This window comes from Streptomyces sp. XH2, from assembly GCF_049725035.1.
Classification (GTDB): domain Bacteria; phylum Actinomycetota; class Actinomycetes; order Streptomycetales; family Streptomycetaceae; genus Streptomyces; species Streptomyces roseoverticillatus.
This window is the reverse complement of record NZ_JBMMMZ010000025.1, coordinates 1-13,459: the sequence shown is the minus strand read 5'-3', so window position 1 is coordinate 13,459 and position 13,459 is coordinate 1. Positions and strand designations below refer to the sequence as shown.

General features: G+C 69.1%; 11 protein-coding genes. 5 read left to right on the top strand and 6 right to left on the bottom strand.

The genetic code is table 11. The annotated features are described in order from the left end of the window. Nucleotides 1-228: 228 nt before the first annotated feature. Nucleotides 229-723 carry a hypothetical protein gene (locus ACOTKD_RS36195; RefSeq protein WP_424893245.1) on the top strand — a complete coding sequence of 165 codons (495 nt, stop codon included), beginning with the start codon at nucleotides 229-231 and terminating at the stop codon, nucleotides 721-723. A 113-nt stretch (nucleotides 724-836) separates the two neighbouring features. Further along, nucleotides 837-1,529 carry a Ku protein gene (locus ACOTKD_RS36190; RefSeq protein WP_424893244.1) on the top strand — a complete coding sequence of 231 codons (693 nt, stop codon included), beginning with the start codon at nucleotides 837-839 and terminating at the stop codon, nucleotides 1,527-1,529. On the opposite strand, the gene ACOTKD_RS36185 is transcribed toward ACOTKD_RS36190, so the two are convergent. Both ACOTKD_RS36185 and ACOTKD_RS36180 read right to left on the bottom strand, forming a co-directional pair. Then, the gene (locus ACOTKD_RS36185; protein ID WP_424893243.1) at nucleotides 1,471-3,942 is read right to left on the bottom strand and encodes a tyrosine-type recombinase/integrase; all 2,472 of its coding nucleotides are present in this window, start codon (nucleotides 3,940-3,942) and stop codon (nucleotides 1,471-1,473) included. The genes ACOTKD_RS36190 and ACOTKD_RS36185 overlap by 59 nt on opposite strands. Next, nucleotides 3,935-5,134 carry a tyrosine-type recombinase/integrase gene (locus tag ACOTKD_RS36180; RefSeq protein ID WP_424893242.1) on the bottom strand — a complete coding sequence of 400 codons (1,200 nt, stop codon included), beginning with the start codon at nucleotides 5,132-5,134 and terminating at the stop codon, nucleotides 3,935-3,937. Before ACOTKD_RS36180 ends, ACOTKD_RS36185 begins: the two co-directional genes overlap by 8 nt. 47 nt (nucleotides 5,135-5,181) lie before the next feature. On the opposite strand from ACOTKD_RS36180, the gene ACOTKD_RS36175 reads away from it, so the two are divergent. Next, the gene (locus ACOTKD_RS36175) at nucleotides 5,182-5,508 is read left to right on the top strand and encodes a hypothetical protein (protein ID WP_424893241.1); all 327 of its coding nucleotides are present in this window, start codon (nucleotides 5,182-5,184) and stop codon (nucleotides 5,506-5,508) included. A gap of 37 nt (nucleotides 5,509-5,545) precedes the next feature. Here ACOTKD_RS36175 and ACOTKD_RS36170 read toward each other — a convergent pair whose 3' ends face one another. Both ACOTKD_RS36170 and ACOTKD_RS36165 read right to left on the bottom strand, forming a co-directional pair. After that, nucleotides 5,546-6,151 (bottom strand): DUF6233 domain-containing protein, encoded by a 606-nt coding sequence (locus ACOTKD_RS36170; RefSeq protein WP_424893240.1) that lies wholly within the window; start codon nucleotides 6,149-6,151, stop codon nucleotides 5,546-5,548. A gap of 9 nt (nucleotides 6,152-6,160) precedes the next feature. After that, a complete protein-coding gene (locus ACOTKD_RS36165; RefSeq protein WP_424893239.1) occupies nucleotides 6,161-6,526 on the bottom strand; it encodes a hypothetical protein in 366 nt (121 codons plus the stop codon). A gap of 339 nt (nucleotides 6,527-6,865) precedes the next feature. On the opposite strand from ACOTKD_RS36165, the gene ACOTKD_RS36160 reads away from it, so the two are divergent. Next, on the top strand, nucleotides 6,866-8,836 hold the full coding sequence (locus ACOTKD_RS36160) for a pRL2-11 (protein WP_424893238.1): 1,971 nt from the start codon (nucleotides 6,866-6,868) through the stop codon (nucleotides 8,834-8,836). Nucleotides 8,837-8,955: 119 nt separating this feature from the next. After that, nucleotides 8,956-9,762, top strand: coding sequence for a hypothetical protein (locus tag ACOTKD_RS36155; protein WP_424893237.1), 807 nt, complete (start codon nucleotides 8,956-8,958; stop codon nucleotides 9,760-9,762). Between the two features lie 401 nt (nucleotides 9,763-10,163). On the opposite strand, the gene ACOTKD_RS36150 is transcribed toward ACOTKD_RS36155, so the two are convergent. Both ACOTKD_RS36150 and ACOTKD_RS36145 read right to left on the bottom strand, forming a co-directional pair. Further along, entirely contained in the window at nucleotides 10,164-10,553 is a 390-nt protein-coding gene (locus ACOTKD_RS36150; protein WP_424893236.1) for a hypothetical protein, read from the bottom strand. Beyond that, on the bottom strand, nucleotides 10,550-12,964 hold the full coding sequence (locus tag ACOTKD_RS36145) for a Helicase associated domain protein (RefSeq protein ID WP_424893235.1): 2,415 nt from the start codon (nucleotides 12,962-12,964) through the stop codon (nucleotides 10,550-10,552). The genes ACOTKD_RS36150 and ACOTKD_RS36145 overlap by 4 nt, the downstream gene beginning before the upstream one ends. Nucleotides 12,965-13,459 lie beyond the last annotated feature (495 nt).

The window sequence follows — 13,459 nt, the reverse complement described above, 5'->3', positions numbered from 1 at the left end:
GAGGGCCGGCCGGTCGGGAGGCAGGGGACCGGCCGGAGCCTGGTGGTGCGGCGGCCGGGTTCTGTGCGTGTGCACCCGGGTTCGCATGGAAGCGGCCGCCGCTGTCTGGTTCAACGACGCCGCCCTGGGCACTGTCACGCCCTCGTGGTGTGTTCACGCTCGCGAGCGGAAGCCGGTAGCGCCATTGTGTTGGCCGGGGGCGTGGTGGCCGTGTGCATACTGCTGGGCATGGAGTCTTCCCTCGCCACCCGGATACATCTGCTGGTCACCTTTGTGCTGGTGACGGGCGCGGTGGTGGGCGGAGCCTGCTTCGGTCTTCTCGCAGGCGGGCGCCTGGGGGCGGTGGTTGCTGCGGGTGCGGCCGGCCTGGGTGCGGGGATCGGGTCGTTCCTGGCTCGCCGCCAGGTGGTGTCCTTCTTCCGGGCTGAGGCCGTGCTGGCCGACGGGTACGCGGAGGGCATCGCCGACGCGGCCTTGATGAGCATCGCGACGTACCACGCGGCCGTCTTCCCTCTGGTCCCCGACGGGGTGAGCGAGGAAGAGCGGGACGCCCGCCGCACTCTCGCCTACCGGGTCTGTGCGTATGACGGCCTGCCTCTGCGGGTGCGGGTTGCGGCGGCCGGGGCTCTGGAGGCCATCGACCACGGACTGGACGCCGAGCAGGCTCAGGCCGCAGTGAAGGATCTGACCCTGGCGGTCTACGAACACCGCACCGTCCGCTGACCTCTGCCTCTCCAAGGCCAGGCGTTCGTGGCCGAGCGCCCGGCGGCGGGCCTGTGCCTCCGGAGAGAGTGTGCCGGGCTGCGGGATGCCGGCGCCTCCCGCAGGCTGGTGGCATGCCGAGAGGGCACGCGTTGTGGTCAGGTGCGATCGGGTTCGGACTGGTGTCCGTGCCCGTCCAGCTGGTGCCCGCGATCAGCGAGCACGGCCTAGAGCTCCACGAGGTGCACGATGCCGACGCCGGCCGGGTGCGCCGCCGGCGCGAGTGCAGTGTGTGCGGAGAAGACGTGCCCTACGAGCACGTCGCCCGGGGGATCGAGAAGGACGGCAAGCAGGCGGTCCTGACCGAGGAGGACATGGCCGAGCTGCCCCTGCCCAGCAAGAAACTCTTCGACGTCCTGGCCTTCGTCGACGCCACCGAGATCGACGTGCTCCAGATGGACCGCGCCTACCTCCTCGCCCCGGCCAGCGCCGCCGCGAACAAGCCCTACGTCCTCCTTCGCGACACGCTCCGGCAGACCGACCGCGTCGCCATCGGCAAGATCACCATCCGCACCCGGGAGTCCCTCGCCCTGCTGCGGGTCCACGGAGACCTGATGGCGGTCCACACGATGCTCTGGCCCGATGAGATCCGCGACCCGGAAGGCCTCGCACCACCCGCATCGGTGAAGGTACGCGCACAGGAGATCGAGATGGCCTCCAGCCTCATGGAGCTTCTCTGCACTTCACTCGGCGGGGCGACTGGAGGGGTTAGTTCTGACTTGGACGGGGTCGGGGCAGGCCCAGGTCGACTGGGGCCCGCCGTGTGAGCCGTGCAGCTTCGGCTTGCTTGCTGCGGACGAAGGTCAAGGTCAGATCGATGCCCTCGATCTCACCCAGCCACTGCTCTTCCTCAGCCTTTTTGCGTCGAAGGATGAGGTCCTTCTCGATCTCGGCGAGCCGGGGCAGCATCTTCGGGTTGACCTGGAGCATCGGGCATCGGATGCAAGCGTGCTCATGTTGGCAGGGCGATCCGTAGGGGCGTGCGCAGTTGCCCAGCTCGACCTTGCGCTTGTCGAAGTGTTCCTCGAACTCGGCCCATTCCTTGGGGGTGACATCGCCGTACTCGCCCTCGGGCCGGAGCGATCGGCGGTGATCGAGAAACTCTTGGTAGTGCTTGACAAGGTCCTCCGCGAACACCGCGACGTAGCCCTGTGTGGTTTGCAGATTCAGATGGCCGAGCAGGGCGGCGCCGATGTGGATGGGGAGGCCGCCGTTGACGATCTCGGTTGCGAAGAGCCGGCGGAAGTCGTGCGGGGTGAACTTTGTCGCGGCGAACGCTTTGTTCGTCTTGCCGATCTCCTCGCAAGTCCGCTTGAGCATGCCCTGAATGGTGCCTTGTGCCAGGACCCCGCGGACGGCTCCGTGCTGCCGCTGGAGTAGGAATGGCATGGGCTCTGACCAGGTCCTTTCGTGACCGTCGTAGCGGGTAACGAGGGGGATGGCCTGCCCGTGGGGGGTCTGGCGACGGACGATCTGAGCGATGGCGTGGAAGAGCTCGGCGGACATCGGGATGACACGCTCGCGCTCACTCTTGGAAGGGGCGACGACCAAGAGGGCAATGACCTCGCCGTTGGGTCGCTGGTATTGACGGATGCTGAGGTGAGTCAGCTCGCAGAGCTCCTCGATCCGGATGCCGCTGTGCCGCAGGACCTCGATCACTGCCCACTCCCAGAAGGCCGAGTCTTCGGCCATGGTGAGGTGGATCGTCTCACCGGTGCCGTGGTCGATGACCCTGATGGGCGGCTCGCCGTGGATCCTGGCCAGGCGCCGGTCCTGTGTGGAGTCGGTGCGGCTGTAGCGGCGCCCCTGGTGGACGAAAGAGGCACCCATCGGGACCGGGGTGGCAGCTTCGAGCAGACTGACCAGGTGCCCGTGACGGGCTTCGACGTGCTGGACGAGCACGGGAAGCAGCGGCTGGCGGACCCGGGTCCGGTCGGCCATCTGCCGGACGACTTCCCGCCGGCGTTTGCCGAAGCCCTTGAGGTCTCGCGGCTGGATCGGGCAGGGAACCACCCACTGAGCCCATCGTTCAGGCTCGCCGATGGCCCAGCTGTGGAGATCGATATATAGGCCGCGAACGGCCAGCAGCACGCTGGCGGTGTCCTTGCGAAGCTTTGTTCTGTCTCTCGTCCGGTACTGGATCTCGGCCCGCCACTGGTCATAGACCTCTTGGCTGAGCGCAAGGTCTTTCTGCTCGGGGTTGATGCGCTCGATCGTTGCCCAGAACACGCTGGCCAGGTTGCGGGCAAGCCCCTCGATGGTGATGTAGTCGGTGTCCGAGCGTCGGCGAGCCAGGTAGTCGATCAGGAGCTGGCGGACACCAGCGTTCTTGATGTTGTAACGGTCGACGAGCCCTTCAACGGTGAGCTGTCCTCCGTAGATGAATGTCCGCATTGTCGGGGGGACATCCGGCGGGAAGTGCCCCATTCGGTGCAGCACCTCCCAGGTGCCAAGGGCAGCGACACGGGAGGTGTTGCTCTTGGCCCCGTGGGTCAGACCGAGCCGTCTGTTCTCCAGTGCGTAGTGCAGCAGTGCAGCTGGCGTCAGGTGTTCCAGGGCGATGCCTTGTGTGGTGAGCGCGCACGCGAGGTCGAACTTCGCGCGGTGCTGGTGGACCGCAGCCAGCTGTGCCTGGGAGTCGGCAGTCTTGAAGAACTCGTCCAGCTGCGGGTCTCTCTGCATCACGCGGAACGGCTCGGCATAGTCGTTGAACTTGTTCGCTCTGAAGCCCGGCAGCGAAGGCTGGATGATCCGCAGCCCGAACGCCATCTTCAGTGCAGCCAACAGGTTGTAACTGTCCAGGCGCCGACCGGGCCGGGCCAAGACATTGATGGGAGTGGCGTCCTCACCATTGAAATCACTGGCCTCCCAGCGTTCCTGCCAGGTTTCGCCAGGAAGTGCCACCAGGTGACCGAACAACACCCGAACACCCGCCCGCCGCTTCTCAGCCACCGCCTTGGACCGGTTCGGCAGGGTGTCCATGCACAGATCGCACAGCTCAGTGATGCCGACCCTCGACAGGTCACCGAACGGAGCCGGCGGGTTCTCCGGTCGCGGTGCTGGAGCCGCCTTGATTGTGGCAAGGGTGAACCGGCTCGGCTGTTGCGGCCGGGGTTCCTCACGGTAGTTCTGACGCCTGTTGCGGACCGTGTAGACCTCGACTGTGGTGCGGCTAGCCACCGAACACCGCCTTGAAGTCGTCGGGGTCGTATCCCGGAGCAAAGCTCCGCTCGACGCGGGGCCGGTTGTAGTGCTGCTGCAAGGCGTCGAAGAGGTCCTCGACGCGGGCATTGAGGTAGCGGCCGGTCGTCGCCAGGTCGGTGTGCCGCAGGATCGCGCGGACCTGGGCGAGGGTGAGATTGGGATCGTTGGCCATCCGGTTCGCGGCTGTGTGCCGCAGGTCGTGCAGGGTCCAGTTCGTTTTGAGTTTCTCGTTCGCCCTCTGAAGGACCCGCCTCATCGCCCAGTAGCTCAGCGGCTTGTCGGGGCCCCGGCGGGTGCGGAAGACCGGCTCGTGAGCCGCCGGCAGGCCGACCTGGTCGAGATAGGCGGCCAGGATGACCAGGGCCTGCGGACTTGCCGGGACTGGTTCGCGGTCGTCGGTTCCCTTGGTCACCACGTAGAACTGCTGGCCGGCCCAGTCGATGTCACCGGGCGTGACCCCGAGGAGTTCGCCGGCCCGGGAGCCGCTGGAGACGTAGAGCAGGACGGCGGCCCGGTCCCGGTCGTGCGTCATGGCCGCGAAAAGCTCGTCCCACATCGCGTCCGGGATCGCTCGCGGGTCCGTCTGACGGACCCGCTGACGCAACCGGGCCCGTCGGAACACCGGGACAGCCGTGTCGGGATCCCGGTGAGCCAGAGCCCGCCGACGCGCCAGCGATTCCGGCACCGGGTTCACCAGCGGGCCGCGGTTGTGGCGCCGGTGGAAGGCGTAGAAGCTGCTGACCACCGTGAGGCTGTGGTTGATCGTCGCCGGCGCGTAACCGGCCTTGAGGTAGCGCTTGCCGGTGCGGGCGTTGACCGAGCCGGGCGGCGGGGTGTCCGGGTTCTTCCGGCGACGCTGTGGGTTCGCGGCGACACGGAGCCAACCCACCAGGGCGGATGCCTCGGCCTCGGTGGCCCGGTCCCACGGCACTCCGAGGAACCACAGCAGCCGGTACCAGCGCAGCACGTCGTACGCGTAGCTCCGGCCTGTCAGCGGTCGGTTGTCGTCAAGCGCGAGCTCCCGCAGGTACGGAACGACAGGCTCGACAGGGTTACCGAGGGCATCGAGAACGGCGTACCGCGGGTGCACGGTCTCCAGCTCGATGACGGAGCCGACGCGGGGCACAATGGCCCGCCCCTCGATCAGATCGCGGCAAAGGTCCTGCACAAGTCTCCTTGGGGGTTCGTATCAACCCGCTCAACGAGCCAGGGAAGGTGCAGTTAACACACCGGATGTCGAAGGACTTCGACCTCGACGCCCTCGAGGACTCCTACCAGGTGGCCCTGAGGGAGCTGGTGCTCTCGAAGGTCGAGGACAGGCCCGCGAAGGAGCCGGTGGCGACGGCGGCCGCGCCGTCGAACGTCGTGGACCTGATGGCTGCGCTGCAGGCGTCCATCGACCGCGCTGACGAGGGCAGCAAGGAGACCGGGGCACCGGCGGCTGCGAAGACCAGGGCGAAGAAAGCGCCGACGAAGAAGACGACTGCCAAGAAGGCTGCGGCGAAGAAGACGACAGGCGGGCGGAAGCGCCGGACCGGCTGAAAGCCGAGGGGCCCCTGACGCGGGACTCCCCCGGCGTCTACGTGGCGAGCAGGTTGGCGCCGCATGCGTCGCATGCCTGCGCGCCCGGTTGGCGCAGTGCCTCCCGTGCCTGGTCGGTGGTGAGATCGGCAGCGCCGCCCGTGACGAAGCATGACGCGTGGTGAAGGACACTGCGGCGTGGGCCGGTGTCGTTGTACGGACGGCGGAGGTACGTGATCTTCCAGCGGTCGGTGTCGTCCCCGCGTACCTCCGGCCAACGAGACAACGGCTCCCTGATGACCGTACTCGCACGTGACCGCGGTGAGGCCGGAGGAGCGGAGGGACGGTGGCCGGTGCGTGCGCGGGCGATGGCGGCGGGATGCCGCCGTACCGGCACGCGCTTGTACGCCTCCGCCTCCTCGGCGACGGGGGCGACGTGGGTGGCGGGGACGGAGACGATGATGTCGGCGGGTTCGGCGGTGTCCTTGCCGCGGACGATGGCATGCGCCCAGAGGGTCAGCGACACCTCGTAGAACCACAGACCGTTGGCGGCTTGCCAGCGGCGCAGGAGACGCCCGAGGAGCTCCTGCCCGTCGTAGAGCCGGATCCAGATCTGCGGTGTGGGCGTCCGTTCCGGCACCTCGCCCTGGAACTGCCCGTCCATGACCTGGACCTACGCCGCGCCGTCGGCCGCGGCCTCGTCGCCGCCGGCATCCTCGTGCACGCGCTTGAGAGCCATCCGCGCCTCGACCAGCTTCCCCTTCTCCACCGTGTCCCAGAAGAGGTGCGTGCCGACGGCGATCGACAGCTCCCGTGCACGGGCCCGCAGCGCAGCCACCTGTTCCTGCTGCTCCTCGGTCCAGCCGGGGCTGTCGGGCCGGCTGCTGGGGGACCAGTGCCCGTCCGGCCTGCTCCACCCGGGCAGCGGGACGACCGACCACGGCAGCGTCCGCCCGAGCGCGGCAAGATCGGCGGTCACCCGGTGCAGTTCGAGCTGCGCCTGGCGGAGCGAAGCGGGGAAGTCATAGGTATCAGCCATTGCGGCTCAATCCTACCCCCGCATCGCATGTGTGTTCTATTTAGTGGATGAGGTGGCCGAGGCCGACTGTCGCGGTGCCGGCAGGGTGGCGGGGACGGGGTCACGGTTGAGGCCCGGGGCGAGGGGCCTCGCCTGATGGGTCTTGCGGTGCCAAATCGTGACGGGTTGATGTCTGTGGGGCGCCAGAGTCGCCTCACTTCACACGCACTTGTGCCTTATCACGCCTTTATCCACAAGAGCGCGTCTCGTTTGCGAAAAATATCCACAGGTCTCCTGATTTACGTTCGGTGTCCGCTTCTGGGTGTGAGGTGCCTGGACGCACACCGAAAGGGCACGACCATGGCGCAGACGAAGTTCGACAAGCAGGTGGAGGAGACCGCCGACTCCCTCGTGCGCGGGATCGGCCGGGTCCTGGTCGGCCGGGACCTGGACGGCGTGAAGCGGACCGACGCCACGTTCTGGCGCGCGGGTACCCGAGTCCTGCCGAAGGTGGAGGGCAAGGTCCGGCGCCGCTCCTACAAGCCCGGGTGGCGGCGCCTGTCCTTCCGTCTCGCCCTCGGTGCGGGCGTCGCGGAGGCCGGCTACCTGTCCACCCGGGACCTGGACGCCACCCGGGAAGCCGTCCAGGAGCTGTGGGAGAACCGGGACCAGGCGCTCGCCGCGCTGGAGCCTGGCGGGATCGGCGCGGCCTCCGTCCTCACCGTGGGCACCGCGGCGTACATGGTCCTCACCCGCGAGCGCCGCGAGCTGATGCGCGAGTGGGTCCATCCGCTGCACGAAGCCATCCACCGGCCGCTCGGATACGCGGAGCAGACCGACCCGCGCCGCTACCTCCGCATCCCGAAGAACTTCTCCGACGACGACGCGGAGATACGCATCGACCTGCCCACCGGCCTCGGCTTCTCCCGCGACGTCGTCGCCGACCTCACCACCCAGAAGCTCGCCCTTCAGGGCGTGACGTTCGACTGGCACCCGGAGGGCCGCAAGCCGTACGTGCGGGTGAAGAAGACCCGCAAACCCCCGGCGAAAGCCCTCTTCAAGGACCCCAAGGTCCGCGAGCTGGTGGCCAAGGCCCCGGAGTCCGCGCCCATCATCGGGCTCGGGTCCGGGGGCCGGATCGTCTCCGTCGACCTGGACGCCGACTCCCCGCACATCCTGGTCAACGCCTCCACCGGCGGCGGCAAGTCGGCCACCCTGCGCTGCATCGCCTGCCAGATGCTCCACCACAGCTCGCTCGTGTTCGTCCTCGACACCAAGCGCATCTCCCACCCGTGGGCCCACGGCATCGACGGCGTCACCTACTGCCGCGACATCGCCGACATCCACGACCAGCTCATCGAGCTCGGCCAGCTGGGCCGGCTGCGCACCCGGATCGCCGACGAACTCGGCATCGACGCCGACCCGAAAGCCATCGGCCCACGGGTGCTGATCCTCCTCGAAGAGATCAACGCCACCATGAAGCAGCTGGCCCGCTACTGGGAAAAGACCCGCGAGTCCGGAGACCCGAAGGTCTCCCCGGCCGTCGACGCGCTCAACGAGATCCTCTACATGGGCCGCCAGCTGCGCATGCACGTGCTCCTGGTCGCCCAGTCCGCCACCGCCCGCGCCCTGGGAGGCCCGGAGGTCCGCGAGCAGTTCGCCACCCGCATCCTCGCCCGCTACAGCGTCAACGCCTGGCGGATGCTCGCCCCCGAGGTCCACCCGGCGCCGAAGTCCACCAAGCACCACGGCCGCGCCCAGGTCGTCATCGGCGGCTCCGCCCGCGAGACGCAGGTGCTGTTCTTCACCGAGACCGAAGCCCGCGAGTGGGCCACCACCGGCAAGAAGGCCGCCGACGGCCCGCAGCCGGCAGCCCTCCCCACGCAGCCGGGCCCGGTGCAGCTGCAGAAGCCGCCGACCCCCGAAACCCAGCCCGCCGCCGCGCCCGCTGACTTCCACACCCACGCCTGGAGCACCACGGCGGCCGCGCCTGGCCCGGCCCCGACTCCGGCCGCCGACCGCGGCCTCCTCGCCGACGCCTGGAGCTTCAAGCCCCCGGCCGCCGGTCCCGGCGACGCGCCCCCAGCGGCGACGTCGCCGGCGGCCCCGGCCCCGGTCGACGACGACCAGGCGGTCGGGCTGCGCGAGGCCCACGAACACCACCTGCCGGACATCACCCTCGCCGCCCTGCGCTACGCCCGCGCCAACGACCCCACCTTCCCCGGCTCGGTCGACAAGCGCGGCGCCGAACTCCTCTACCGCCTCGGCGACCTCAAGCGCTGGGCCCGCAACCGGCCCCGCGCCGCATCCGGCACCACCGACCTCACCTGACCACCCCGGCCCGCCCAGAACCCGCGAAACCGGCCCTGTCCGGATCGGCCGACACGATCCCCATGGCCCTGGGGAACACCCGGTTCACCAGGCACAGCACAGAAAAGGAACACCGCACCATGACGAACACGACCGCGCTCCCGAAGATGCTGCGCCTCACCGACCCCGGCCTGCGCGAGCAGCTGGAGGCCCTGCCCGACTCCACCGCCCTCATCGGCATCAGCACCAACGGCACCGCCATCGCCGTCGACATCGACACCGCACCCCACATCCTGGTCTGCACCGGCACCGGCGGCAGCACGACCATCCTGCGCACCCTCACCGCCCAGTTCCTCCACCAGGGCGCCCACGCCCTGATCCTGGACCCCAAGCTGCTCCCCCACCTGTGGGCCAAGGACCTGCCCACGGTGACGCACCGCGGCAACGTCGCCGGCATCCACGACGCCCTGGTCGGCCTCGCCGCCGAACTGCAGCGCCGCATCAACTTCGACGGCGACCTCGACGACGTGCCGCGCCTGATGGTCGTCCTCGACCAGGCTGACACCACTCTGCGGCAGCTCACCCGCTACTGGGAGACCTTCCGGCAGAAGGACGACCCCAAGCAGTCCCCGGCCGTCGCCGCGCTCGAGGACGTCCTGTACGCGGGACGCCAGGCCCGCATCCACGTCCTCTACAACGGCCGGGCCGTCGACGGTGGCCTCGCCCCCGCCGCCCGCGAGCAGTTCGCCACCGTGATCCTCGCGCGGGTCACCGCCGACACCTGGCAGCGGCTTGCCCCGATAGCCGGCCCCGCCCCGAAGAGCAGCGCGCACCCGGGCCGTGCCCACGTCATCCAGGAGGGCACCGCCCACCCCACGCAGGTGCTCCTCATGACCGACGCCGAAGCCGCCGACTGGCTCGCCGCCACGGCGGCCGGGGAGAACTGACCCCGAGTCGCACACCCCACGGGCTCCCGGGGGATCGAGCCTGATATCCCCGGGTTCGGCTCCGGCGCCTGTCCGCACCGCTGGGCGGTACCGCCCGCTTCGCCCGGGCCCGCCTTGTATCGGCTCGCTACATGCGGCTGAGCCATCTCATCGAGCACGTCCCGGCCGTCACGTAGCCGGCAGAGGGGGAGCGGCCGAAGGTCCCAGGACCTACACGCACGCCAGTGCGATGTCGCTGCTCAGAGCCACGGCATCGCACTCAAGTGCGTGTAGGTCCTGGGACATGATGTTGTTGACCCCGGGCAGCGAAGGGCCCCGGGCGCCAGCGCGCCCGGGGACCTGTCCGTCGGCCTCACACCACCCCAACTCCAGTGCGAGGGCGGCGGCGCGACCTGGTGCGTTCACCAGTCGTCGGGTGCGCTGCCCACCCACGCGATCGGCTGTCCCTCGCTGTTGCGGCCCCAGTGTGGTTCCTTCATTGAGGTCTCGTGCCCGTCGGGCAGGACGCAGATCCGTCCCCAGCGGCCGTGCTTGCCCGGGCAGATCCCGGCGAGCCGGGCCGCGTCGCCGTCGCGCACGGCCTGGTCGTAGCGGTCCTGGAAAGGCTGGAGGCGGGCGCGCAGTTCCATGCCAAGCTGCGTTTCCGCCGCCTCGACCTGTGCCCTCGCCTCCTGCACCTGCGGGGCGGACAGCACGAACGAGATGACGTCCTCCGCCTCCGCGAAGGCGCTGCTGCGGACGTGCCGTCGCACGGCTTCCTGCACCTGCCGCTCTTCATCGCCAGTGGTCATCGCGCTGCTCCCTCCTGGGCGGCCCATTCCAGTCCGAGGTCGGCCAGCGCCCGGAGCTTGTCGGCGGTCAGCTTGGCCCGGCGGCTCTTGCTGTTGCTGAGGAACACCCCGAGCTTCACCTCGGACCCGTCCGGCAACGCCTCCACGTGGGCCCGGGGGACCGTCACAGAGCCCGTGCGGGCCTTGTACTGAGCCAGGGCCGCAACGCCCCTCTCGAAGGCGCTCACGGGCGCCGTGGACGGCTCCGCGGGCACGTACGGCTCCACCGGGACTGTGGGCAGCGGGGTGACGCCGATGGTCTCCAGGCGCTCGCGCTGACCCTTCGTCAGGGCCGCCCACACCTCGGGCTTCCGCTGCCGGGCCAGCCACTTCCCGACGTCCATGCCGTGGACTGTGATCCCGGGCAGGACTTCCGCCGGGCCGTCCTCGTCGCGCACCAGCTCGCGGAGCGCGGCGAAGTGCCGCTGCCACTCCGCCGGCCACACCGGGTTCCAGTCCTCGTCCACGGCCTGCAACGCCGCCTCCCACTCCGGGCGTTCGGCCAGCGCTCCCGGCCGCCGCAGGTTGGACAGCCACTGCCCCACCGGCTTCCCCAGCGCCGCCGCCGACCGGGGCGCACACAGCGTCCAGTGCTCCTCGAAGTACACCCGCGCCGCCGCCAGGTTCTCCTGGAACCGCTCATCGGCGACCGACCAGACCATCCCCAGCTTCTCCAGCCGCGCCGCGCGCTTGCCGGTCATCTGCCCGGCCCCGAACGCCCGCCGCTGCTCCGCGACCCAGGTCCCGAGCGGAAACGCGCCCTCCTTGTGCTCGTACGGCACGCGGGCGTGCCCCTCACGCTCGGTGAACTCCTTGAGCTTCGCCCAGCCGCGCGCCCAGTCCTGCCGCTCCGTGTCGATCACGTTGAAGCTCACCCAGTCCGCGACCATCACCGGATCACGCGGAGCCGCAAAGCGCAGCAGCAGACGGGATTCCGCCTCGCCATCCCCCGGAGCCTCGCCGATATTCACCGACGGCTGCGCCACGTCCTTCTGCGGCTCCTGCGGAATCGCCAGCAATTCCACGGCCTCTTCGTCGTGAGCGCGTAGTCCTTCGAGGACTTTCACCAAAGGTCGGTACGACCCGGAGGTGAACATGTCCTCCGGCTGCTCTCCTGGCTGGAGGAATACCGGGACGATCAGTGACGCCAGTTTCCCCTGTCCGGGCTTCTGCCGCAGGGCCCGGCCGATCGCCTGCACGATGTCGTGCGGCGCGCCCTTGGGGTCCAGCAGAGCCACGGAGTCCACGGCCCGGATGTCCACGCCCTCCCCGAGGACGCGGCAGTTGGACAGGACGGCGCGCCGCGTGGTGGTGCCGAAGTCGCCCAGGACCTCCCGCCGGCGCTCGGGGACGTGCTCCCCGCACAGCCAGTCCGCCCAGACCTTCGCCGGGTACGTCTCCGGCTGGTCCGCGTGCAGCTTCGCCGCGACCCGCTGAAGGCCCTCCGCGTACGCCTGGGCCTCTATGGTCCGGTGGTGGAAAGTGATGCAGGTCTGGAGCCCGTGCTGCGCCATAGTGTGCAGCAGCGCGGCCTGGAGCGCGCCGAGGCGCTGCCCGCGGACTTCCTCGGTGTGCCGTTCCTCGCCCATCAGGCGCTCGGGCGTGACGACCGGGTCCTGGAGCTCCAGGACGATGATCTGGTACCGCGCGAGCAGTTGGCGCGACACGGCCGATGCCAGGCTGAGCTTGTAGAGCACGGGCCCGAAGACGGCTTCGTCGTCCATGCTCGCCGCCATCTCCTCCGGCAGCGCGTCACGGACACCTTCGGCGACCTCCCAGTGCGGGGGCCGCTCCTGCCAGATCCTCGGCGTCGCGGTCAGGTACAGCCGACGGTGCGCCGGGATCTTCGTCTGGTCGTGGATGTCCGCCCACGCCTTACCCATCGACCCAGACGTCCTGTGCGCCTCATCGACCACCGCGAGGTCCATCGGGGTCAGCCGCTGCCCGTAGACGCCCGCGAACGCTTCCACGAGGACGGGAAGAGACGCGTAGGTCGCGTAGATGGTCACAGGCCCCGTGCCATGCCACATCGCCAGGCGCACTGGGTTTGTGGTGGACCGCACCTGCATGTTCCACAGCTCCGGGTCGTCCAGGGGGCCGCACACCGTGATGGCCGGCCCCTTGTGCCCGGCGTTGTGCCACGCCTTCACCGTCTGCGCCAGGAGGTCCAGGGTGGGCACCAGGACGAGAACGCGGCCCTTGGGAACAATCCGCTTCGCGGACGCCGCTGCGATGATGGTCTTGCCCGTTCCGCACGCGGCGTGCACCTGCCCGCGCAGGCCATTGAAAGGAATGCCGCCCGGCGGGATATCGAGACCGCGCACAATGGCGGCTACGGCCTCAATCTGGTGTTCACGCAGTTTCACGGCCATTCCCGTGCTCTCCTTTTCGCGGAATGTGGCGCGCAATAAGAAAGAAAGCCCGGCGCGGTGTGTGGCGGGCCGGGTGTGGTGGTGTCTGACCCCAGACTCTACACAGCCATCACCCGTGATGCATCACCCAGGCAGCAGGTTCGCTCTGTAGGCTGATACTTGGCTGAATCTCGCCCCGCGCTCACGGTTCATAGGGTATGCTGACAGGGTATTGGTGAACGTGTCCAGCCGTTCGAGAATGGGGGAGGGGTTCGGGTGGAGCGCAGCGGAGCCCGTCACTGCGGTGGAGTCGGCACCCAATCGGGCCGACGGTCCGTCACTCTCGTTGTGGGGATGGTGGCTGGGTTTCCCAGTAGCTACACAGGCCAGCGCGTGATGCACCTGCCTCTCGTAGCCAGCCGAAGGAGTCCCGCTTGCGGGACTCCCCGCAATTCGCGCTTGCGCGAATTGATGTGCTTTTAGAATTCCGCTTGCGGAATTCAATTCCCGCGCTTG

What these genes read in the sequence shown, in the direction of transcription:
- ACOTKD_RS36195 (WP_424893245.1), top strand. Translation starts at nt 229, where the DNA reads ATGGAGTCTTCCCTCGCCACCCGGATACATCTGCTGGTCACCTTTGTG.
- ACOTKD_RS36170 (WP_424893240.1), bottom strand. Translation starts at nt 6,151, where the DNA reads ATGGACGGGCAGTTCCAGGGCGAGGTGCCGGAACGGACGCCCACACCG.
- ACOTKD_RS36160 (WP_424893238.1), top strand. Translation starts at nt 6,866, where the DNA reads ATGGCGCAGACGAAGTTCGACAAGCAGGTGGAGGAGACCGCCGACTCC.
- ACOTKD_RS36150 (WP_424893236.1), bottom strand. Translation starts at nt 10,553, where the DNA reads ATGACCACTGGCGATGAAGAGCGGCAGGTGCAGGAAGCCGTGCGACGG.
- ACOTKD_RS36145 (WP_424893235.1), bottom strand. Translation starts at nt 12,964, where the DNA reads ATGGCCGTGAAACTGCGTGAACACCAGATTGAGGCCGTAGCCGCCATT.
- ACOTKD_RS36190 (WP_424893244.1), top strand. Translation starts at nt 837, where the DNA reads ATGCCGAGAGGGCACGCGTTGTGGTCAGGTGCGATCGGGTTCGGACTG.
- ACOTKD_RS36165 (WP_424893239.1), bottom strand. Translation starts at nt 6,526, where the DNA reads ATGGCTGATACCTATGACTTCCCCGCTTCGCTCCGCCAGGCGCAGCTC.
- ACOTKD_RS36155 (WP_424893237.1), top strand. Translation starts at nt 8,956, where the DNA reads ATGACGAACACGACCGCGCTCCCGAAGATGCTGCGCCTCACCGACCCC.